The 21,762-nt window shown below is 70.8% G+C and carries 15 protein-coding genes and 1 pseudogene; 9 read left to right on the top strand and 7 right to left on the bottom strand.

Going from position 1 to position 21,762, the window contains the following annotated elements; genetic code table 11:
* Positions 1 to 25: 25 nt before the first annotated feature.
* Positions 26 to 2,545 (bottom strand): glycoside hydrolase family 3 protein, encoded by a 2,520-nt coding sequence (locus tag PV679_RS03495; protein ID WP_319678712.1) that lies wholly within the window; start codon positions 2,543 to 2,545, stop codon positions 26 to 28.
* 144 nt (positions 2,546 to 2,689) lie between these two features.
* Between PV679_RS03495 and PV679_RS03500 the strand changes: the two genes are divergently transcribed.
* Together PV679_RS03500 and PV679_RS03505 are read left to right on the top strand one after the other, a co-directional pair.
* On the top strand, positions 2,690 to 3,274 hold the full coding sequence (locus PV679_RS03500; RefSeq protein WP_319678713.1) for a TetR/AcrR family transcriptional regulator: 585 nt from the start codon (positions 2,690 to 2,692) through the stop codon (positions 3,272 to 3,274).
* A 123-nt stretch (positions 3,275 to 3,397) separates the two neighbouring features.
* Positions 3,398 to 4,672: a pyroglutamyl peptidase gene (locus PV679_RS03505; RefSeq protein ID WP_319678714.1), complete on the top strand. Its 1,275-nt coding sequence runs from the start codon at positions 3,398 to 3,400 to the stop codon at positions 4,670 to 4,672.
* 55 nt (positions 4,673 to 4,727) lie between these two features.
* Here the strand turns inward: PV679_RS03505 and PV679_RS03510 are convergent, their stop codons facing one another.
* Positions 4,728 to 5,588 carry an EI24 domain-containing protein gene (locus PV679_RS03510; RefSeq protein ID WP_319678715.1) on the bottom strand — a complete coding sequence of 287 codons (861 nt, stop codon included), beginning with the start codon at positions 5,586 to 5,588 and terminating at the stop codon, positions 4,728 to 4,730.
* 115 nt (positions 5,589 to 5,703) lie between these two features.
* Between PV679_RS03510 and PV679_RS03515 the strand changes: the two genes are divergently transcribed.
* The gene (locus PV679_RS03515) at positions 5,704 to 8,277 is read left to right on the top strand and encodes a M14 family zinc carboxypeptidase (protein ID WP_319678716.1); all 2,574 of its coding nucleotides are present in this window, start codon (positions 5,704 to 5,706) and stop codon (positions 8,275 to 8,277) included.
* Positions 8,278 to 8,422: 145 nt separating this feature from the next.
* Here PV679_RS03515 and PV679_RS03520 read toward each other — a convergent pair whose 3' ends face one another.
* Both PV679_RS03520 and PV679_RS03525 read right to left on the bottom strand, forming a co-directional pair.
* On the bottom strand, positions 8,423 to 8,851 hold the full coding sequence (locus PV679_RS03520; protein ID WP_319678717.1) for an organic hydroperoxide resistance protein: 429 nt from the start codon (positions 8,849 to 8,851) through the stop codon (positions 8,423 to 8,425).
* A 65-nt stretch (positions 8,852 to 8,916) separates the two neighbouring features.
* The gene (locus PV679_RS03525) at positions 8,917 to 9,936 is read right to left on the bottom strand and encodes an NADP-dependent oxidoreductase (RefSeq protein WP_319678718.1); all 1,020 of its coding nucleotides are present in this window, start codon (positions 9,934 to 9,936) and stop codon (positions 8,917 to 8,919) included.
* 123 nt (positions 9,937 to 10,059) lie between these two features.
* Here PV679_RS03525 and PV679_RS03530 point away from each other — a divergent pair, with 123 nt between their 5' ends.
* Positions 10,060 to 10,494 (top strand): MarR family winged helix-turn-helix transcriptional regulator, encoded by a 435-nt coding sequence (locus PV679_RS03530; protein ID WP_319678719.1) that lies wholly within the window; start codon positions 10,060 to 10,062, stop codon positions 10,492 to 10,494.
* Positions 10,495 to 10,526: 32 nt separating this feature from the next.
* Here the strand turns inward: PV679_RS03530 and PV679_RS03535 are convergent, their stop codons facing one another.
* Positions 10,527 to 11,339: a hypothetical protein gene (locus PV679_RS03535; protein ID WP_319678720.1), complete on the bottom strand. Its 813-nt coding sequence runs from the start codon at positions 11,337 to 11,339 to the stop codon at positions 10,527 to 10,529.
* Between the two features lie 121 nt (positions 11,340 to 11,460).
* Here PV679_RS03535 and PV679_RS03540 point away from each other — a divergent pair, with 121 nt between their 5' ends.
* The 5 genes from PV679_RS03540 (at position 11,461) to PV679_RS03560 (ending at position 18,084) form a co-directional block, all read left to right on the top strand.
* Positions 11,461 to 12,039, top strand: a complete 579-nt coding sequence (locus PV679_RS03540; RefSeq protein WP_319678721.1) for a hypothetical protein — start codon at positions 11,461 to 11,463, stop codon at positions 12,037 to 12,039.
* 180 nt (positions 12,040 to 12,219) lie between these two features.
* Positions 12,220 to 13,263, top strand: a complete 1,044-nt coding sequence (locus PV679_RS03545) for a rod shape-determining protein (protein ID WP_319678722.1) — start codon at positions 12,220 to 12,222, stop codon at positions 13,261 to 13,263.
* A gap of 19 nt (positions 13,264 to 13,282) precedes the next feature.
* Entirely contained in the window at positions 13,283 to 14,914 is a 1,632-nt protein-coding gene (locus PV679_RS03550; RefSeq protein WP_319678723.1) for a GAF domain-containing protein, read from the top strand.
* Between the two features lie 455 nt (positions 14,915 to 15,369).
* A complete protein-coding gene (locus tag PV679_RS03555) occupies positions 15,370 to 17,349 on the top strand; it encodes an ABC transporter ATP-binding protein (protein WP_319678724.1) in 1,980 nt (659 codons plus the stop codon).
* A 351-nt stretch (positions 17,350 to 17,700) separates the two neighbouring features.
* The gene (locus PV679_RS03560) at positions 17,701 to 18,084 is read left to right on the top strand and encodes a hypothetical protein (protein ID WP_319678725.1); all 384 of its coding nucleotides are present in this window, start codon (positions 17,701 to 17,703) and stop codon (positions 18,082 to 18,084) included.
* A 334-nt stretch (positions 18,085 to 18,418) separates the two neighbouring features.
* Here PV679_RS03560 and PV679_RS03565 read toward each other — a convergent pair.
* Together PV679_RS03565 and PV679_RS03570 are read right to left on the bottom strand one after the other, a co-directional pair.
* Positions 18,419 to 19,195: pseudogene (locus PV679_RS03565) on the bottom strand (ThuA domain-containing protein); the annotation flags it as partial.
* Positions 19,192 to 21,645, bottom strand: a complete 2,454-nt coding sequence (locus tag PV679_RS03570) for a PQQ-dependent sugar dehydrogenase (RefSeq protein ID WP_319678726.1) — start codon at positions 21,643 to 21,645, stop codon at positions 19,192 to 19,194. The pseudogene PV679_RS03565 and the gene PV679_RS03570, both read right to left, overlap by 4 nt.
* Positions 21,646 to 21,762 lie beyond the last annotated feature (117 nt).

Genomic DNA, 21,762 nt, shown 5'->3' on the forward strand with positions numbered 1-21,762 from the left:
CCGTACGTTTCTGTCCGTCCGCGCGCTACGCCCGCGCGTCCACCGTGGCGCTCAGCCGGCGGTCGGTGACGGAGTGGGCGGCCTGGACCTTGTACGAACCGGGGACGAACGACCAGGAGCCGGACCGTTCGTCCCAGATCTCGAAGGACCGGCGGCGCAGCGGGACGCATACCTCGACCGTCTCGCCCGGCGCCGCCTCGGCCGAGGCGAAACCGGCCAGCCAGCGCGCCGGCCGCTCCACGGTGTCCGGGTCCTGGGCCGGATCGGCCACCGGGGCCAGATAGATCTGCACGACCTCGCGGCCGCCTCGGACACCGGTGTTGCGCAGCCGCACCCTGGCCTCGGTGGTGGTGGCCGCGATCGTCTCGTACTCCCAGTCGGTGTAGCCGAGACCGTGTCCGAAGGGATACGCCGGTTCGGTGCCGGCCCGTTCCCAGGCCCGGTAGCCGATGAACACGCCCTCGGTGTAGTGGAGTTCGCCGTCGGCCGGAGTGGTGTCCGAGACCGGCGCGTCCGCCAGGACGGCCGGCCAGGTGGTCGGCAGCCGGCCGCCCGGCTCGGCCTCGCCGAGCAGGACATCGGCCAGGGCCGCGCCGCCCTCCTGGCCCGGGAACCAGCTCAGCAGCACCGCCGCCACATCGTCGCGCCACGGCAGCTCCACCGGTGAGCCGGTGTTGACGACCACGACGGTGTTCGGGTTGACGGCGGCGACGGCCCGTACGAGATCGTCCTGGCGTCCCGGAAGCCGCAGATTCTCGCGGTCGAAGCCCTCGGACTCGACGGCCTCGGTGGTGGCGACCACGACGACCGCGGTGCCCGCGGTGCGAGCGGCCTCGACCGCCTCCGCGATCAGCTCGTCCGGGTCGTACCGCGGGCCGAGGTGAAGCAGTGAGAAGGCGACGGCGCCGATCGGAGCGTCCGTGATCTTGTACACGGTGTGCAGCAGGGAGATCTCGACCCGCTCTCCCGCCGTGAGTTCGGCGCGGGCGCGCTCCACCGGGGCGCCGAAGAACGCTTCGAACGGGTCGGAGGAGGTGCCGGGTTCCTGGCCGCCGTCGAAGAGGACCTCGCCGCCGACGGTGAGGACGAAGCCACCGAGACCGCGGGTGCCGAAGGTGTGCTCGCCGCTCTCCCGAGGCGTGAAGTGGCCGGTCAGCTCGACGGTGTGCAGCTCGTCGTGGGTGACTCCGTCGGGCAGGTCACCGCCGGCCCACTGCACCCGGCCGCCGGGCACCGTGGCGGTCCCGAGGACACGTCCGTCCTCGGCGCGGCAGACGGCGCTGAGCGTGAACCCCTTGTCGGCGGCGGCGAGTTCACCGCTCGGGTCGGCGCCGATGGAGTAGGTCAGAGCGCCCGCGGCCAGGTCGGACTCGGCGAGGCCGGATCCGGCGAGCGCGGCGCTGAGGCCGTCCAGCGGCGAGACGATGTGGTCGGGGAAGACCACCGCGGAGCCGCCGCCGAGGACCCTGGCGTCGCGGGCCGCGGCGCCGATGAGCGCGATGGTGCCGGTCCTGGCCGGGGCGATCGGAAGGACGGGACGCTCGCCGCGCACCTCGTTGCGTACCAGGACGAAGGAGCGGCGGGCCACCTCGCGGGCGAGGGCCGCGCCGTCGACGGGCGCGGGCAGCCGCGTGACGGCGGCCGGCGCGCCGTCCAGGATGCCGACGCGAGCGGCCAGCCGCAGCACATGGCGTACGGCCTCGTCGACGGCGGACTCCTCCACCTCGCCGGCCCGGACGGCGGCGGCGAGCGCCTCGCCGTACACGGTGCGCGGGCCGGGCATCGCGACATCGAGGCCGCCGAGCAGCGCGCCGGTGGTGGAGCGCGCGGCCAGCCAGTCCGAGACGATGGAGCCGTCGAAGCCCCACTCGCCGCGCAGGACCTCGTTCTGGAGATAGCGGTGTTCGGTCATCGTCGAGCCGTTGACCTGGTTGTACGCGGCCATGATGCCCCACGGGTGGGCGTTGGCGACGATGGCCTCGAAGGGCGCGAGATACAGCTCGCGCAGCGGGCGCGGAGCGATGATGTTGTCGACGGTGAAGCGGTCGGTCTCGGCGTCGTTGCCGACGAAGTGCTTGACGGTGGTGCCGACTCCGCCGTCCTGGACGCCGAGGACATAGCCGGTGCCGATCTCGCCGGTGAGATACGGGTCTTCGCTGTACGCCTCGAAGTGCCGGCCGCCGAGCGGTGAGCGGTGCAGATTGACGGTCGGCGCCAGCAGGACATGCACTCCCTTGCGGCGGGCCTCCTGGGCGAGCAGCCGGCCGGCGCGGCGGGCCAGCTCCGGATCCCAGCAGGCGGCGAGCGCGGTCGGTGACGGCAGGGCGATGGACGGGTCGTCGGCGGTCCAGCGGATTCCGCGGACGCCGATCGGGCCGTCGGACATGACCAGCGACGCCAGCCCGATCTCGGGAAGCCCGGGCAGCGACCACATGTCCTGTCCGGCCAGCAGCCGGGCCTTGGCGTCCAGATCCAGTGTGCCGAGCGCCGCCTCGACGGCCGCGTGGCGTTCCTGATCGGCCTGGGTGACGGGTGCGCCTGCCACGGCGGTCCCTCCTCGTCCTCGTTGACGTTCCCGCCGATGATTACATACCGGCCGGAAAATCTGTAGACAGGTAGGCTTCGTTACTTTTTCGTGATATTGATATGGCGTACGGTCCTGTCGGCGGCGAAGGGAAGGACGGGGCCGATGGCGAGAGCCAGAAGCGAGGAGCGGCGGGCGGACATTCTCCGCGCCAGCCTCGAAGTGATCGCCGAGCGCGGCTACCGGGGCACGACGCTGGGCGCGGTGGCCGAGCGGGTCGGCCTCACCCAGCAGGGACTTCTCCACTACTTCCCCAGCAAGGAGGCGCTGCTCGTCGCCGTCCTGGAGGACCGCGACCAGTGGGACACCGGCGGCGGAGGCCGTGGCCGGCGGGGCTGGCGGCTGGAGCTGCTGACCTCGCTCGTGGACTACAACGCGATGCGTCCCGGAGTCGTCCAGACCTTCTCGGCGCTGCTCGGCGAGAGCGTCACGGAAGAACACCCGGCCAGGGACTTCTTCGCGCACCGCTACGACCAGGTCCGTGGCGAGATGACGGCGGTCCTGCGCGACGAGTTCGGCGACCGGCTGCCCGGCGGCCTCACGCCGGAACAGGCCGCGCCGCTGCTCACCGCGGTGATGGACGGACTCCAGTACCAGTGGCTGCTGGACCCGGAATCGGTGGACATGTCCGCGGCGTTCCGGGACTTTCTCACGCTGTTGCGCGCGGGCGGCCCCGGGCCTTCCGCCTGACCGGTGCCGGACCACGGCCGTCCGCGCGTCCGGGTCGCGGGACAGGCGCCATGGTCATCGACCGCTCCGGAGGCGATACTTCCGCCATCCGACGGAAGGACTCCCGTGAGACTCATGAGGCCCATGAGCCGAATACGTGTACGCCCCGACTTGCTCGGTGTCGTCCTGCTCACCTCCGCCGCCCTTACTCTCGCCGTGCCACCGCCGTCCGCCGCCGCCCAACAGGCGCCCGCCTCGGCGTCGTTCACCGTCGAGGAGCAGCGCCTCGACGGGGCCGTGCCGCGGGAGATCCTGCGGCGCAGCGGCTTCGACGAGGTGGCGCCGGACTTCGTACGCGCGCTGCGCGGCGCGGACTCGTACGCCGAAGCCGAGCGGGCCGTCGCCCGGCAGGGAACGCGTCTGTGGCAGCGGGCGGTGGACCGCGCGCAGGGCCGTGGTCCCGCGCGCGGCGATCTGAGCCGGGACGACGACCGGCCGCTCTACTGGGCGCGTCTCGCGCTCACTCGTGAACTCCGGCAGTGGCAGCCGGAGTTCAGGCTGTCCGAGGCCGCGCGGACCCGTCTGCTCGGGACGCTGGAGCGCTCGTCCCGAGGCCAGGACTCGCTGACGTTCCCGGCGCGGAAAGGCGGCCACGACCGCGGAGTCAAGCGGATCGTGGTGACGGGCTTCGACCCGTTCACACTGGACAGCGACATCCGGATCAGCAATCCGTCCGGAGCGACGGCGCTGGCGCTGGACGGCACGGTGATCAGGACGGCCGACGGTCCCGCTCGTATCGAGACCGCCGTCTTCCCGGTCCGCTGGCAGGACTTCGCCGACGGCACCGTCGAACGGGCCCTGCGTGGACCGCTGTCGGAGGCCGATCTGTTCACGACGGTCAGCCAGGGCCGGGTCGGCAGGATCGATGTCGAGCGCTTCAACGGCGCCTGGCGCGGCGGTTTCGGAGACAACGAGAATGTCTCGGAGACCGGGCTCGTCCCGGTGACCGATCCGGCGTCCCAGCCGCAGTGGACGACGACCAGTCTGCCGTACCAGGCGATCGTGGCGGCGGACACCGGCCGTTTCCCGGTGTACGACAACACCTCGGTGACGGAGATCCCGGCCGGCGCCACGGCTCCGGTGGTACGGCCGGACGGACCGACCGCCGGTTCGGCGGCCCGCGCCGGAGGCGGCGGGGACTATCTGTCCAACGAGATCGCCTATCGGGCGACCCTGCTGCGCGACCGGCTGGGCCGGGACATCCCGGGCGGCCATGTGCACACTCCGGTGCTGCAGTTCGGAGCGGGCAACACCGATCCGGCGACCGGGACCGTGACGGATCCGGAGTTCGTACAGAACCGGCTGGACATCATCGAGCAGCTCCGGACGATCATCAAGGTGGCGGCCGAGGCCTCCTGAGAAGCCGAGCCTCCTGAGAACCGGGGCCGCCGGACGCGGCGGCCCCGGCCGGAAGTCACCGGGAGCCGGTGCCCGGGCTCTCGGAACGCCGGCCCGGGCCCGGCTTCGGGACCGTACCGAGGGAGAGTGTCGTCCCGGCGTCATGGCCGCCGTCGACCGGTCGGTCCGGCTCGTCCTCCGGCGGCGCCGTCAGATCACGGGCCATCAGCGTCGCGCCCGCCACCGCGCCCGGCATCAGGAAGACCGCCACCAGCGGGACGAGAAAGGCGAGCGTGAGCGGAACACCGAAGCCCAGTGTGAGCATCCGCCGGCCGCGGAGCAGTACGAGACGTTCCTTCAGAGCGATCCCGCGCCGCTGGAGCGCCACCGCCGTCAGCTCCTCCGCCAGGAAGAAGCCGGACACGCAGAAGCCGATCACCGGGACGACGGTCTGTCCGACGACCGGAATGAAACCGAGCGCGAAGAGCACCACGCCGTACAGCGCCACTCTGACCAGGATCCGCAGGCTGTCCCGGGCGGAGATCCACAGCTCGCGCCAGAACGGCAGCCCGGACTCGGGGACCTCGCCGCCTTCCGCGCGGTCGACCGCCTCCGAGAGCGACTCGTAGAAGGGCTGGCCGACCAGCAGGGTCACGGCGGTGAAGGTGACCACCGCGAGGAACAGCCCGAGCGCGAAGAGCAGGACGGTGAGGAAACCGCGGAAGAGACCGAGCCAGGGCGAGGACCAGTCGTCGGCGAAAGGTGTCGCCCAGGCCGTCAGGTCGTCGGCGCCGTAGGCGAGGCCGATGAGCGCTCCCGCGTACAGCACCAGGGTCACCAGACCGGGCAACAGCCCGAATCCGAACCACCGGCCATGGCCGGCGACCCAGCGCTGGCCCTTCAACAAGTAGCCGAAGCCCACCCCGAGATCACGCATGGCGTTCACCCTACCGGCAGTGTTCGAGGACCTCTTGAAGCCAGAGGCCGCAACCTGCTAGACCCCCCGTACCGATCACTTCCGATCAATTCCGAAAGACCGGAGGCTCAGACGCATGGGGATACCCAGACCCGTCCTGCTCGCGACCGCCGTCACGGCTGGTGGCCTGCTGCTCGTCCCGCTCCCCGCATCCGCCGTTCCCGGCCGCGACGATTCGCGCCCGCACCATGTCCGGGAGAGCGGCGCCCCGGCCGCCGCTCTTCCGCCGGCCGGCCGGATCTCCGCCGTCACCGCACTCGCCGCGCTCGGGACACCGGGACCGGCTCTGCGCAAGGACGGCGGCTATCCGCGTCGTACGGTCCTCGAAGCGCCTCCCGAGAACGCCGCCGACAAGTCGATCAAGCTCGGTCTGGCTCCGTACCATGCGCTCGCACCACGGCTCAACGCCCTCCAGAAGCTGGGCAATCGCGTCAGTGTGGAGGTCGCGGGACGCTCCGCCGGCGGCCATGAGCTGTATCTCGTCACCGTCACCGCGCCGGAGAGCGCGCGGGAGGCCGGCGAGCAGGAGCGGATGCGCGAGCTGATCGAGAACTCTCCGGCCGAGGCCGCCAAGGACCGCCGGATCAAGTCCGCCTACAAGACGCCGGTGTTCATCAACAACAACATCCACGGCAATGAGTGGGAGGGCACCGACGCGGCTCTCGGGCTCATCGAGGAGCTGGCGAAGGCGAAGGACGGCAGGACCAAGGACCTGCTCGCCAAGAACCGGATCTATCTCAATGTCACGTCCAATCCGGACGGCAGGATCGCCGGGACCCGTGCCAACGCCAACGGCTTCGATCTCAACCGTGACTTCATCACGGCCTCGCAGCCCGAGACGCGCGCGGTCCGGCAGATCGCCATCGACAAGCAGCCGGCCGTCATGCTCGATCTGCACGGCTATGTCAATGGCACGCTGATCGAGCCGACGACTCCGCCGCACGGCGAGAACTACGAATACGACCTCTTCCTCAAGAACGCGTACGCCAACGCCCTCGGCATGGAGAAGGCGGTGAACGATCTCGGCTACACCTCCGCGAAGGACGGTGTCGAGCCGCCCGTCATTCCGTTCCGCGACCAGCAGGAGGGCTGGGACGACTGGCCGCCGATCTTCACTCCGCAGTACATGCCGTTCCAGGGCGCGGTCGCCTCGCACACGGTCGAGTTCCCGATGACCGTCAACAACCGCTCCTACGACACGCTTCCGGCCGAGGAACTGCGCAGGCGCGCGGCCATCAACACGGACATCGCGGGCGCGGTGATGCGCGCGACCCTCGACTACACCCTCGACCACCGGACTTCGGTGATCGCCGACCAGATCGAGACGTTCCGGCGCGGCGCGGCGGGCGAGGCGCAGCGGCCGGTGTCCGAGAAGACCGTGCCGGGAGTGCCGGGCATCGGTCCCGAGGATGTGTACACCGCGTCCTTCCCACGGGCCTATGTCATTCCGGCCGGAGGCGCTCAGCGCTCCGCGACCGCCGCGGCCCGGCTGGTGGACCATCTCATCGCCAATGATGTACGGGTACGCCAGGCCCGCGCCGCCTTCCGGTTCGCGGGACGGTCGTATCCGGCCGGGTCGTATGTCGTCGACATGCACCAGCCCAAGCGCGGCATCGCCAATGTGATCCTGTCCGAGGGCCGTGACATCAGCGCGGACGTCTCCACGATGTACGACATCTCGGGATGGAGCCTCGGGCTGCTGTGGGGCGCGAGCGTCGACACGGTACGGAAGGCGGACAGCGGCCCGCGCTTCGACGGCCGTACGGTCCTGGCCGCCTCCGCCACCGGCTCGGTGGCGGCCGGTCGCGGTGATCTGCGGCTGCGGCTCGACGATCCGAAGGAGCTGGCCGCTCTCAACTCACTGCTCGGACAGGGAGTGAAGGTCCGGCGGGCGGCGGACGGCGCGGCGGTCGTGCCGTCCTCGGCGCGGCGTCAGGCCGGTGTCCTCGCCGACCGTTACGGCGTCGTCTTCTCCGCCACGAAGGAGAAGGGAACGACCGGGCTGCACCGCACACGCGTCGCCGCCGCGGTGACGCCCGGCGAGCAGTTCGCGCTGCGCGAGATGGGCTTCGAGGTGCTGCCGGTGTCGACCGCGACGCTGAACGCGGGCTTCGACTGGACGGCGGCGGACGTCCTGTACGTCTCCTCCGGCCTCCAGTACGGCGCTCTGAACCCGGCCGCCCGCGCGGCTCTGGACGGCTTCCTCGCCGGAGGCGCCGGGCTGGTCACGCTTGGTCCGACGGGAGCGGCCTTCAACACCGCCGCGGGTCTGCTGGCCGCCGAGCCGGTGGCCGGAAACGGCGACGCCAATGGTGTGGTGCGGGTGGCCAACGCGGGCGGCGCGGTCACCGGCGGCGCTCCGGCGCACACCTTTGTCTACTCGCCGCTGTGGTTCACCGACCTCGGTCCCGGCGTGCGGACGGAGCAGTCGTACGCGATCGCCGATCCGCTCGTCTCGGGCCACTGGCGCGCGAAGAGCGACGGCTCCGGTGGTCCCGAGGACGCGGCGGGCAAGGCGTCGATCGTCAGCGGCACGTCCGCGCAGGGCACGCCGGTGGTGATGTTCGGTACGGAACCGCTGTTCCGTGACCATCCCAAGGGCGCGTTCGCGCAGCTCGGACGGGCGCTGCTGAGCGGTTCGGCCGGATAGGTCCGGCCGGGCGGCGGAAGGACCGAGGGCCGGACCCGTGCGGGTCCGGCCCTCGGCCATGCTCCATGGCGCTGTGCTCAGCGGGCGGCACCGCACCGAGCGAGTCGCTCAGTGCCGCGGCCGCCGCTCGCCGGGCGCCGTGCGGTCAGGCTACGGAGAGCTCGACCTTGATGTTGCCGCGGGTCGCGTTGGAGTAGGGGCACACCTGGTGCGCCTTCTCCAGCAGCTCCTTGGCGGTCGCCTTGTCCACATTGGGGATGGAGGCTGTGAGTTCGACCTCCAGGCCGAAGCCGCCGGCCTCGATCTTGCCGATGCTGACCTTCGCGGTCACGGTCGAGCCGGAGATGTCGGCCTTCGCCTGACGGGCCACGACACCGAGCGCACCCTGGAAGCAGGCGCTGTAACCGGCGGCGAAAAGCTGCTCCGGGTTGGTGCCGGCGCCGCTGCCGCCCATCTCCTTGGGCGGGTTGACGACTACGTCGAGCTTGCCGTCGTCGCTGGAGACGCGGCCGTCACGGCCGTTCTCCGCGGTGGCGACGGCGGTGTAGAGGACGTCGATCTTCTGGATGGTCATGAAGTGTGTTCCTCCTGTTGTTCGCCACGGCTCGCGCCCACGGACCGCGACGGTCTCTGCTCAGCCTAACGCTCAAGGCTGACGATCATCTTCCCGGTGTTCTCACCGCGGAGCAGACCGAGGAAGGCGTCGAAGCCCTTCTCGATACCTTCGACCACGGTCTCGTGGTACTTGAGCTCACCGGAGGCGAGCCAGCCCGCGACGTCCTCGACGAACCGCGGCCGGAGCGCGGCGTGGTCGCGCACCAGCATGCCCTGGAGCCGCAGCCGCTTTCCGACGGTCAGCGCGAGATTGCGCGGGGCCGGAGTGGGCTCGGTGCTGTTGTACTGCGCGATCATGCCGCAGAGCGTGGCGCGGCCGTGCGGGTTGAACGAGGCGATCGCGGCTTCGAGATGGTCGCCGCCGACATTGTCGAAGTAGACGTCGATGCCGTCGGGCGCCGCCTCCTTGAGCTGCTCCCCGACCGGGCCGTTCTTGTAGTTGAACGCGGCGTCGAAGCCGTACTCCTCGACCAGCAGCTTGACCTTCTCGTCGGAGCCCGCCGAGCCGATCACGCGGGAAGCGCCCTTGATCCTGGCGAACTGGCCGGCCTGGCTGCCGACGGCTCCGGCCGCGCCGGAGACGAAGACCGCGTCGCCCGCCTTGAAGGAGGCGACCTCGAACAGGCCCGCGTAAGCGGTGTGACCTGGCATGCCGAGCACACCGAGATACGCGGAGAGCGGGGCCGGCCCGGCGTCCACCTTGGTGGCGTGCTCCGCCGGAAGCTCGGCGTACTCGCGCCAGCCCAGACCGTGCACGACATGGTCGCCGACGGCGAAGCCCTCGGCGCGCGAGGCGATGACCTCGCCGACCGCGCCACCGTCCATCGGCTTGTCCAGCTCGAAGGGAGGCGCGTACGACTTCGCGTCGTTCATCCGGCCCCGCATGTACGGGTCGACCGAGAAGTACAGATTGCGCACCAGGATCCGGCCCTCGCCCGGCTCGGTCACCGGCGCCTCACGCAGAGCGGCATCCGTCGGCTCGGGCCAGCCATGGGGACGGGCGACGAGATGCCATTCGCGGCCGGACACGGGAAGTGCGGTCATGTACGGAGCCTCCTCAGACAGTTTTCCGTTTTCCGACGGTGAACGAAGGAAAAGCTTCATCATCTGAAACAACCATGCTCCTAGATATTTCACGTTGTCAAGTAACGCGTTACGCTGGTACGCATGGCCGCCGCACGTATAGATCCCCTGACCCTTGAGGTCGTCGAGCTCATCGGCACCGTCGTGGCCCGCTACTACGAGGAGTACGAGCAGGCCGCGGCGGAGCACGGCCTGACGGGCGCCCAGGCGCGCGTACTGGGGCTGCTCTCCCTGGAGCCCATGCCCATGCGCCGGATCGCGCAGAAGCTGAAGTGCGAGCCGTCCAATGTCACCGGCATAGTGGACCGGCTCGAAGCACGTGAGCTGGCCGAGCGGCGCCCGGACCCGGCCGACCGCCGGGTCAAGCTCGCCGCGCCCACCGAGAAGGGCCTCGCGACGGCCACCCGGCTGCGGGATTCACTGGGCTTCGCCCGCGAGCCGCTCGCCGGGCTGTCCGACGAGGAGCGCGGGATCCTGCGCGATCTGCTCAAGCGGATGCTGGGCGAGACCGTGCCGTAGCCAAGGGCTGTCCCGGACGCGGCGGGCCCGGATCAGAAACAGAACCAGAAAATGGTGGTGCAGGTCTTCGTCGGCTCCGGCTCGGGCTCCTCGCCAGCGGGAGTGGAACCGGTCGGCGTCGGACGGGCCGAGGTGGGCCCGTCCGTCGGCTCCGGCGGCCCGGTGGTCCCGGGCGTGGAGTCGTCGGGAGCGGGCGACTGCGGCCGGGCCGAGGACGTGCCGCCGGCGCTCGGCGTACCGGAGGCCGACGCCGGAGCCTGCGCGGAGCCGCTGCCCGGACTCTCGCTCGATCCCGGACTCGGCGATCCGCTCGCAGCCGGGCCCGAGGACGCCACGGGACCGGGATCGCCGGATGCCACGGGCCGGTCCGTGTCCCGCGGGCCGCCCTCGAAGTCGACGGGCGTCTCCTCCTTGACCGCGGTGGCCCCGCCCTTGCCCGGTGCCTCGACGGCCAGTTGGGCCAGGCTCAGCGCGGCCCCGGCGAGCACCACTCCGAGCGTCCCGATCAGCACTCTGCGGCCCCGCTTGCGGCGCGCCCTGCGCGGTCCCGTACGAGACCGGGACGTACGGCGCGAGGCGTTACGGCGCCGGTCGGAGCCGTGTTCTGAGCCATGACCGGAGAGCTCGTACACCTCTTCCGGTACGTTTTCGCGCTCCTCGCGTTCCTCGCGCTCCGCGTGCCGCTCCTCGGACAGGCCGAACCGGCCCTCGTCGTCCGGATGGCGGCTGTGGTGCGACCCGGGCGGAGGTGTGGTTCGCTGCCGCAGCACCTCGGCGGGGGTGCCGCATCCGGCGCAGGCCAACGCGCCGTTGAGGTGCCGTCGGCACTGAGGGCAGTAGTCCATGGCGCCCGCAGATTATGCGGCGAGGAGACACCTCGGATAGCCGAGACGGTGAGGATGTTGTGTGGAATCTTCACTTCTACGCGTGTCAGCCCACTCGGAGCTGAGCGGGCAGGATGGCGGTATGACCGCCAATGGGCCGTTCGGGCCGCTCCAGTTCCAGCTCGTCCTGCTGCGCCGGATGGCCGACCACCAACCGGAGCTGGTCGACGAGGCCCGGCGCGAACTGGGCGCCTCACTGGCCGAGATGCGTGAGGCCAATCGCCGCTGGCAGTCGATGGTGCGCTCGCCGCGGGCCCGCGGGTCGCTGTCCCGCTACCGCTCCGTCCTCGGCGAACCGGAGCTGGCCTTCCAGCGGGTGGTCGGCGATCTGGAGTGCGACGCGCTGCTGTGGCCCGTACCGCTCTGGCCAGATCTGCGCTTCGAGGTGATGGCCGCGCCCGGCGGAGCCGTCTGGAACGAATGGCTGGTCCGGGCTCCCGGCGCGGCGGGCCCGGAGCTGCGCGCGGCCGAGGATCTGCGTCCCTGGTCCTGCACCGTGGACGAGGTCGCGCGGGCCTTTCCGCCCGCGCGTCCGCTGGAGGGCACGGCGCCGACCCGGCTCGGGCTGGCGTTCACCCTGCCCGGCGGACGGCCGGGCGTGGCGGAGTTCACCTGGGGGCTGCTCCAGCGCTGGTCCGAGCAGCGGCCTCGGCCGGAATGACCGGCACGGATCCGGCGGCGCCGCCGTCCTACCTTCCTCAGAGCCCTTTCTAACGGTCCGTCAGATGAGAACGCCCGACTGGCGTAGCCCAACGCGCGCGGCGGTCCTCGTCCGCGCACGATTCGAACAGGGCCGGCCTCCGCCGGTGAACCACTTTCAGCGTTCTCGGGAGATCCTGCCGTGACCGTCAGTCTTGAGCAGTTGCGCCGTTGCCATATCGCCGTCGACCTCGGGGCCGCCAGGACCCGGGTCTTTGTGAAGGGTGCCGGACTCGTCGTCGACGAGCCGAGCGCCGCCGCTGTCAACACGCGTACCGGTGCGCTCATCGCCGTCGGCACTCTCGCCGAGCGAATGACCGGCCGTACGCCCGACTACATCCGCGTGTGCCGCCCGGTCAGCGGCGGCACCGTCGTCGACATCGAGATGGCTCAGCGGATGCTCCGCCATCTCCTCGGTGACAAACTCCGGCGCCAGCTCCGCCGCAAACCCCGGCTCCGCGCCGCCGCCTCCACGCCGCACGACAGCGATCCGCTCGCCCGGCGCGCCGCCGTGGAGACGCTGGTCGGCCTGGGCGCGCGCCGGGTCGAGCTGGTCGACACACTGATCGCCGCCGCCGTCGGCTGCGGGCTGCCGGTGGAACAGCCCACCGCCACCATGATCATGGTGTGCGGCGCGGCGACCACGCAGGTCGCGGTGCTCTCGCTGGGATCGATCGTCACCGCACAGCGCATCCCGGTCGGCGGCAACGCCATCGACCACGCGGTGATCCAGTATCTGCGCCAGCAGCACGAGCTGATGCTGCCCAGCCAGTCCGTGCGCCCGCTGCAACTGGCACTCAGCGGCAATGGCCTCACTCCGCACGGCCCCTCCGTGACCGAGATCCACGGCCGGGACGTGGCGACCGGCGTCGCGCGTACGGTGCTGGTGGACACCGCCGCCGTACGGAAGGCGATCTACAGTCCGCTCACCGCCGTCATCGACGGCATCGGCAAAGTGCTCCGTGACTGCCCACCCGATCTGGTGGCCGACCTCGCCGACCGCGGGATCACGATGGTCGGCGGCAGCGCGCTGCTGCCCGGCCTCGACCAGATGCTGCGGGACGCGACGGGCATGCCAGTGGCCATCGCGGAGCGCCCGGACATCTGCGCCGTGCTCGGCCTCGGCGCGATGCTCGAAGGCAAGATCGAGCCGCTGGTGCTGAACCCACTGGCCGGCACTCGCTGAGAGCGAGGCGGGCGGCGCGATGAGCGACGAGAGCTCGGGCGCCGGCGAAGCCCGCGGGCCCACCGGTGACGCCGCGTCGGCGCCCCGGCTGCCCATGCTGCTGGAGGCCGTGCTCGGTATCGGCACCGACCTCGAAGTACGCACCACGCTCCAGCACATTGTCGACACCGCCACCGAACTCACCGGAGCGCGGTACGGCGCCCTCGGCGTGATCGGCCCCGAGAGCGCGCGCTTCACCGAGCTGTTCACGGCGGGTATGAGCGACACCGACCGCCGGCGCATCGGACGGCTCCCCGACGGGCACACCGGCATCCTCGGTGTCCTGACCGAGGACCCGCGGCCGCTGCGGCTCGACGATCTGACGACCGACCCCCGGTCCGCCGGGATACCACCGGGCCATCCCGAGATGCGTTCCTTCCTCGGCGTCCCGGTCCAGGTGGGCTCGGAGGTCCTCGGCAGTCTCTATCTGGCGGAGAAGCGGACCGGTTCCTTCACCGAGCAGGACCAGAGCCTGCTGCTTCTGCTGGCCTCACAGGCGGGCATCGCGATCACCAACGCCCGGCTGTACGGGACGGTCCAGCAGCGCGAACGCTGGATCGAGGGAGCCGCGGCCGTCACCACCGCCCTGCTGACCGGGCAGAACGCCACCGAAGCGCTGATCACCGTGGCCGAGTCGGCCCGGGTGCTCGCCGACGCCTACGCGGGCGTGGTGCTCCAGCCCACCGCGGAGGGCGGGATGGAGATCGTCGCCGCGTCCACCGTCGACGCCGCGTCCACCGTCGACGAACCGGGCGACATCGTCGGCGCCGTCATCGAGCCCGGCTCTCCCGTGCTGAGCCAACTGCTCGGCGGTGAACCGGTGTTCATCGACGACTCGGCGACCGATCCCCGGATGACCACGCATGTAAGGGTGCGCTTCGGGCCGAGCATGATGCTGCCGCTCCAGAGCGGCGGCAAGCTGATCGGCACGCTCGCACTGCCACGCCGGCGCGGAGGCCGTCCGTACACCGACGCGGACCGGCTGCTCGCCACGCAGTTCGCCTCGCAGGCCGCGCTCGCGCTCGTGCTGGCGGACTCCCAGCACGACCGGGAGCAGCTCGCGGTGTACGAGGACCGTGACCGGATCGCGCGCGATCTGCACGATCTCGTCGTCCAGCGGCTCTTCGCCACCGAGATGATGCTGGAGTCGACCCGGCGGCGCGCGAGCGCGGCGGATCTGAACGTGCTGCTGGGCCGGGCCGTCGACGAACTGGACTCCACCATCCAGGAGGTGCGGACCACGATCTTCGCGCTCCAGCAGCCTCCGGCCGACGCTCCGACGACCGTCCGTGGGAAGGTGCTGCGCGAGACCGGCGGCGCGGCGGTCCTGCTGGGCTTCCGGCCTTCCGTCCGCTTCAACGGGCCGGTGGACACGGTCGTCGGCGAACCGGCGGCCCGGCGGCTGCTGGCCGCACTGCGCGGCGCCCTCGCCGCCGCGCACCGGCGGCCCGGAGTGACCTCGATCGAGGTACGGATCGACGCGGCGGCGCAACTGCCCGACGGCCGCGCCGGGGTCAGGCTGGTCGTCACGGACGACGGGCCGCGCGAGGGCGGCGGAGAGTCCGGAACCGGCGAGCGCGGCACGACGGTGACCTGGGAGACGCACCTCTGAAGGCCCGGCGCGCCGGAGCGGCGGCGCCTCCGCGAGAAGACACCGCCGCTCCGGCCAGGATGTACGGCCCGGCTCCGGCTAGGTGCAGCTCGGCGGATGAGTAGCGAGCATCCGCTGTACGGCGGGGAGCCCAGCAGGTCACTGGGCCGATCGTCGACACCTGGCACGCCGATGGCCGATGCGGCGGTCCAGGCGCGATCAGGCGGCAGAACCGCGAGCCGAGGCTGGAGTCCTGGTCCGGCGCCTGACATGCCGTCAACAACACCAGTGTGTCCGGCGGTGCGCTTGTCTGGAGGAGCGGGCCAAGCGGTTCGGCCGGACGCCGGCCGAACCGGCACGGCCCTCTGCGCGTCTGAAACCGCCCGCATCGGGGCCGGTCCGGACACTTTCCAGAACGCCCGTTCGCCACCCGCCGACGCCGTGCCCACCCAAAAGGGTGAATCGTTGCCGAAGGTGTGACGACCTCCCAGACGGATCCGACGGACACCGCCACCAACAAATCCCGCATCCGCCTTCCGCGCAGCCGACGCCCCCGGCCGCAGAGGGCGGTCCCGCACTACAGCGTCAGCGCCGAACGCCACGAGGACGCGCTGGACGTCTCCTGGTGGACCATCGCACGCCGGCTGCCCCGCCTGTCCGTCATCGTCGTACGGCTCGCATGGGCGGCCGGCCGCCGCCCATGCGTCCTGCTCGCCCTGCTCCAGCTCATCTCCGGAGCCGTCACCGCCGTCGGCCTGTACGCCACCACCGGAGCACTGGCACCACTGTTCACGGCGGGCCCCACCGCCGGGCGGCTGCACGAGGCCCTGCCGTCACTCATCACCGTCGCCGCGGCCGCCTCCGTACGCTCACTGGTCGCCGCCCTCACCATCGCCGTCACCGCCCGGATCGGACCGCGCGTGGACGGCATCGCGGAAATCCGCTACCTCGAAGCCGCCACCCGAGCCCCGCTCGCCGCCTACGACGACCCCGCCTGGTGCGACCACAGCGAAGCCGCCTCCCGCGCCGCCAAAGACGTCCACCTCATGACCGAGGCCCTCGCCAACGTCACCACCGCACTCCTCGGACTGGCAGCCGCCGTCGGCATCAGCACCCACCTCCACCCGCTACTCCTGCCGCTGCTGCTCCTCGCGGTCGTCCCCCGCGGCTGGGCAGCCGTCCGGGCCGCCCGCGCCGCCTACCTCACCGACCGCCACACCCTCAGCGACCGCCGGCTACGGCACTCCCTGATGTTCCACACCGCCGGACGCGACAGCGCCCTCGAAGTCCGCGCCAACACCATGCGCACCTGGCTGCTCACCCGTTTCCGCGCCGTCACCACCCGCCTGGAAGAAGCCGCCGCCGACGTCGGCCGCGACCACGCCCGCTACCAGATCCTCGGCGACGCCGCCGCCGGAACGGCCAGCGGCGGCGTCTACGCCGCACTGCTGTGGCTGACCGCGAGCGGCCACATCCCGCCCGCGGCGGCCGGCACCGCCTTCATCGCCGTACAGACCAGCCAGCGCCTCCTGACCGGCCTCGTCCAGGGCGCCAACGCCTCCTACAAGACCGGCCTGTACCTGGACGACTGGGACACCTTCCTCACCGACACCACCGCCCGCACCACCCGGCCCAGTGACGCTCAGCCCGTCCCCACCAGCCCGCAGACCATCACAGCAACAGGCGTCACCTTCCGCTACTCCGGCAGTGCCACACCCGCCCTCCAGGACATCGACGTACGCGTACGCCAGGGCGAGGTACTCGCCATCGTCGGCGCGAACGGCTCCGGCAAATCCACCCTCGCCAAACTGCTCGCCGGTCTCTACACACCCACCACCGGCACCGTCACCTGGGACACCACCGACCTGTCCCGCGCCGAACCCGAACACATCTGGAACCAACTGGCCATGCTGCCCCAGGACTTCGGCCGCTGGCCCGTCACCGCCCGCGAGAACATCACCCTCGGCCAAGGCCCCCAGGACGACGCCACCATCACCGCCGCGGCACACGCCTCCGGCGCAGACGCCGTACTCGCCGCCCTCCCCGACGGCCTGGACACCAACCTCGCCCCCTCCTGGTGGGGAGGACGCGACCTCTCCGGCGGACAGTGGCAGCGCATCGCCGCCGCCCGCGCCTTCTACCGCGACGCCCCCGTACTCATCTGCGACGAACCCACCTCAGCCCTCGACCCCCTGGCCGAAGAAGCTGTCTACGAACGCATCCGCACCCTCAGCACCGGCCGCACCGTCATCCTCATCACCCACCGCCTCGGCTCCACCCGCACCGCCGACCGCATCATCGTGCTCGACAACGGACACCTCGTCGAAGAAGGCACCCACGACGCCCTGCTCCAGCACAACGGCACCTACGCCACCATGTGGCACACACAGGCACAGACCTACGGCGCGACCACATCACTGTGCATGACACCCGCCGAGAAGCCGCCTGAACGATGACCAGCAGCGGCCAGGCGCACGACGATGTCTCTCCTCTCCCCACGTACCTGAACAGGGCAGCCCTGCACACGCCGGCCGGCCGCGCATACCCATGCCCTGGCGGCTGAACCCCACCTGGCGACACCGACGCCGGCCGCCTGCGGCGGCACCTCTCCCGTCGGGGTCGGGATGATCCGTTCCGGCCCCGACGCCATCGGCGGGTGGGTAGTGTCCAGGGATATGGGCGCACACCGAGCCTCCCCGCATGAGCCGTGGCCCGGCTGGTCAACCAGCCGGGCGGCTCAAGCCGCCTACGGAGAGCACCTGGTCCGCATCGGCCAACTCGTCCCAGTCCTGCTGTACATGCACGTCATGGACCGTCAGCGCCTGGCGGCCGCGCACACCGCCCGCCGCCAGGACCTCACCGACTTCCAGGTGAGCAGCCAGGCGCTGGAGTGCCGGGACGACCTGCTGGAGACCGCGGCCGTCCTGGACGCGCTCGCCCTGTGCCACGGGCACGGCAGCTACCTGCCGCGTCCCTACCAGGAGGACTCCCACCACCCAGTACCCCAGGACGTGGAACTGCGTACCGACGCCTCCGACGTCGCCGACCAGCTCGTTCGCCACGACCACCAACACGGAACCAGCACCACCGGTGACATCCCGTCGGCTCTGGAGAACGGCTGCACCGAAGCCGAGCGGAACGCGGTCCGCGCCTACGCCCGCCGAGAATGGATCAACTCCCAGGAGACATAGCCCGGGGACGAGGCCACCCGTACCCCGCATATGACCCGCACCGACCGCGCTCACCTGCAAGGATCGGCCGATGCTCATCACACCATGACATGGGGCCGACCGCGAGCAGGTCCTGCAGACCCTCCACAACGTCCATCTGCGAGCCTGAAACGTGTGAGACGCGGGTCAGACAACGTCTGCGGATGGCTTCTGCGTCACCTGGAATGGGCGACCAAGTCTGCCCGCAGCCTCCGCTCCCAACGAGTCTGGCCCCACCGCTCACGCGGCAGGACCAGAACCCGAGATCTTCCTGAGCCGGCTAGCCGAGGTCAGCCGTCGCCGTCACCTCCTGCGGAGTGCAGTCGGCGGCCACGGCTCCGGCCGCGTACTGGATCCCGCCGAGCAGCTCCTGCTGGAAGGCGGGGTCCGCGTACGACTCGGCGGTGTGTCCCAGTCCGGTGTAGAAGGACCGCCCGGCGCCCTGTGCGTGGCACCAGGTGATGGGATGGTCGCCGCTCATCTCGCCGCCGGTGTAGCTGCTTTCGTCGAGGCTCTGGAGCACCCGTACGTCCGCTCGCGGGTTGGTGCGGTAGTTGTACCACTCGTCGGTCCTGGACCAGGTCGGGTCGAGATGCGAGGTCGCCGGATGTGTCCGGTCCTCGTTGACGACCGTGGCCTGCTGGATCGCCGGATGGCTCTTGAACCAGGCGCCGACGAGCCGCTCGTACGCCGGCCACTCGTACTCGGTGTCGGCGGCGGCGTGGATCCCGGCGTAGCCGCCGCCTCCGTCGACATACGCCGCGAGAGCGTCCTGCTGGGCGTCGTCGAGGACATCGCCGGTGGTGCTCAGGAACACCACGGCCTCGTATCCGGCGAGATTCTCCGGAGTGAAGGCCGCGCTGTCCTCGGTGGCCGTGACGGTGAAGTCGTTCGCCGCGCCGAGGGCCTGGATCTCCGCGATACCGGCCGGGATCGAGTCGTGCCGGAAACCGGCCGTCTTGGAGAAGACGAGCACCTGGTACGGATCGGCGGCGGCCTGCGCCGTCACACCGGGCGCCAGGAAGGCGCCGCCGAGCGCGACCGCGAGGACCCATGACACCTGCCGTGCGTGACGGCTGAACCGGCTCCTCATCGCTTCGCCTCCCGGTCGGCGGTGGTGAAGCTGAAGGTGTCCATGTCGAACAGGTTGCCCTGGCCGGACGGGCCCTTGAAGACGAGGAACAGCTCGGTGGTGCCGGCCGGCGCGTTGCTCAGGCCCGCCGTCACATCCGTGAACTCCTCCCAGTCACCGGTCGGTTCGACGGTCGCCGTGCCCAGCAGAGTGCCGGTGGCCGATCCCGCCCGTACCTCGATGGTGCCGCCCGGTCCGGCCGACGAGACCCGCGCCGAGAACTGTGTCGCGTTGTCCAGGACGTACGGCTCGAAGGAGATCCAGTCGCCGTCGTCGGTGAAGCCGACCGTGTTGCCGCCCTCCGCGCTGCCGTGGCCCGCCACCTCGATGCCGGACTGTGCCGAGAAGTGCTCCGCCTGCCGGTGCCTGGGCTGGAGGATGCTGGTGCTGTGCGAGGTCAGACCACCGGCGTCGGTGTACTCGGCGTCGAAGACCCCGTACAGATTGGCGGCGCTGTCGTGCTCACCGTCGGCCGGGACGGTCAGCGATCCGGTGCAGCCGTCGGCCGAGGTGATCTGGTGCTGGTGGCTGTCGTGTCCCAGCAGATAGGTGACCTTGACCCGGGCGCAGTCGATCGGCCCGTCCTCGGGGTCGCTGCCCTCGACGGTGAACGGGACGGTGTCACCGAAGGAGAACAGCTCGCCGTCGCCGGGCGTGGTCAGCGTCACGGTGGGCGCGGTGTTGCCGACCGTCACCACCAGGCTGATGGTGCCGGTCAGTCCCTCCGGGTCCTTGACCGTCAGCGTGGGCTGGAAGGTCCCTGTCCCGGTGTAGGTGTGGCTCGGGTTGGCGTCGGTGGAGGTGGCGCCGTCACCGAAGTCCCAGGAGTAGCTGAGCGCACCGCCCTCCGGGTCGGAACTTCCCGCCGAGTCGAAGCTGACGGCGAGCGGAGCCTGGCCCGAGGTCTTGTCGGCGACGGCCTGCGCCACCGGGTTGCGGTTGCTGCCGGCGACGTATTCGACGCGGTAGAGCGCCTGGTTGTCGGAGCCGGTGCCGTAGTCGAGGACATACAGCGCGCCGTCCGGTCCGAAGGCCGTGTCCATGACCTGGGTGCCGGTCCACGGGAAGTCCTCGATGGTGCCGGGACTGCCGTCGGCCCGCACCTCGATCGCCTTGATCCACTGACGGCCGTACTCGCCGGCGAAGAAGCGGCCGTCGAGCGACTCCGGGAACTTCACGTTCGAGTCGAGGTCGGCGTCGAAGTGGTAGACGGGTCCGCCCATCGGCGACTCGGAGCCGGTGCCGAACTCGGGAGGTGATCCGGCGTCACCGGCGTACTTGATCCAGGCGTTCTGAGGCTTCGGCAGCTTCTGCAGGCCCGTGTTGTGCGGTGAGTTGTTGGTCGGACCGCCGGCGCAGTCGTACTTCGCGCCCGAGGGACCGCTGGGGAAGGTGTACTCGTTGTACGACTCGGTGGCGGTGTTGGTGCCGGTGCAGTACGGCCAGCCGAAGTTGCCGGGCGCGGTGATCCGGTCGAACTCGACCTGGCCGCTCGGGCCGCGGTTCGCGTCGGTGACACCGGCGTCCGGACCGTAGTCGCCCACGTAGACGATGCCGGTGGGCTTGTCGACAGCGAGCCGGAACGGGTTGCGGAAGCCCATCGCGTAGATCTCGGGCCGGGTGTTCGCGGTGCCCGGCGCGAAGAGGTTGCCGTCCGGGACGGTGTAGCCGCCTTCGGCCGTCGGCTTGATCCGCAGGACCTTGCCGCGCAGGTCGTTGGTGTTGCCGGAGGAGCGCTGCGCGTCGAACTGCGGGTTGCGGTCCGCCTGTTCGTCGAGCGGCGCGTAGCCCTGCGACTCGAACGGGTTGGTGTCGTCACCTGTGGACAGATAGAGATTGCCCTGCGCGTCGAAGTCGAGGTCACCGCCGACATGGCAGCACTGACCGCGGTCGTTCGCCACTTCGAGGACGACCTTCTCGCTGGCCAGGTCCAGGGTGCCGTCGGCCTTCAGAGTGAAGCGCGAGAGATTGAGATGGCCCTTGAACGGCTCGAAGTCCGCCGCGCTGCCGGTGACGGGAGCGTCTCCGGCCGGGGTGTTCAGCGCGGGCGAGTAGTACAGATAGAGATAGCGGTTGGTCGCGAACCCGGGGTCCGCGGCCACTCCCTGAAGACCTTCCTCGTCATGGGTGTAGGTGTTCAGCTTGCCCGCGACCTTGGTGTTGCCCGCGGCGTCGGTCAGCCGGACCGTGCCGTCCCTGGCCGTGTGCACGACCGACCGGTCCGGCAGTACGGCGAGACCCATCGCCTCGCCCAGCTCGGCGCCGCCGGAGGCGAGCTGGACCTGCTGGTAGTCGGAGGCGGGTATCTCGCTCGGCGCTCCGGACGCCGCCGTACCGACGGCGACTCCGCCGGTGAGCGCGAGCACGAGCGCGGTGAGGAGTCTGGACCACGCTGGGGGTCGAAGTGGCATGGAGCTTCCTTCCTGACGTGCGGTGGGGGGGATGTGTCAGGCAAGGCGCGCGCCGTCGCGCTTTGCGGTGGGCAGAGGTCCTTCTGTGGGGGTTGGAGTTCTCTGGTTCCGCGGTGA

Source organism: Streptomyces sp. AK02-01A (assembly GCF_033795305.1).
Classification (GTDB): domain Bacteria; phylum Actinomycetota; class Actinomycetes; order Streptomycetales; family Streptomycetaceae; genus Streptomyces.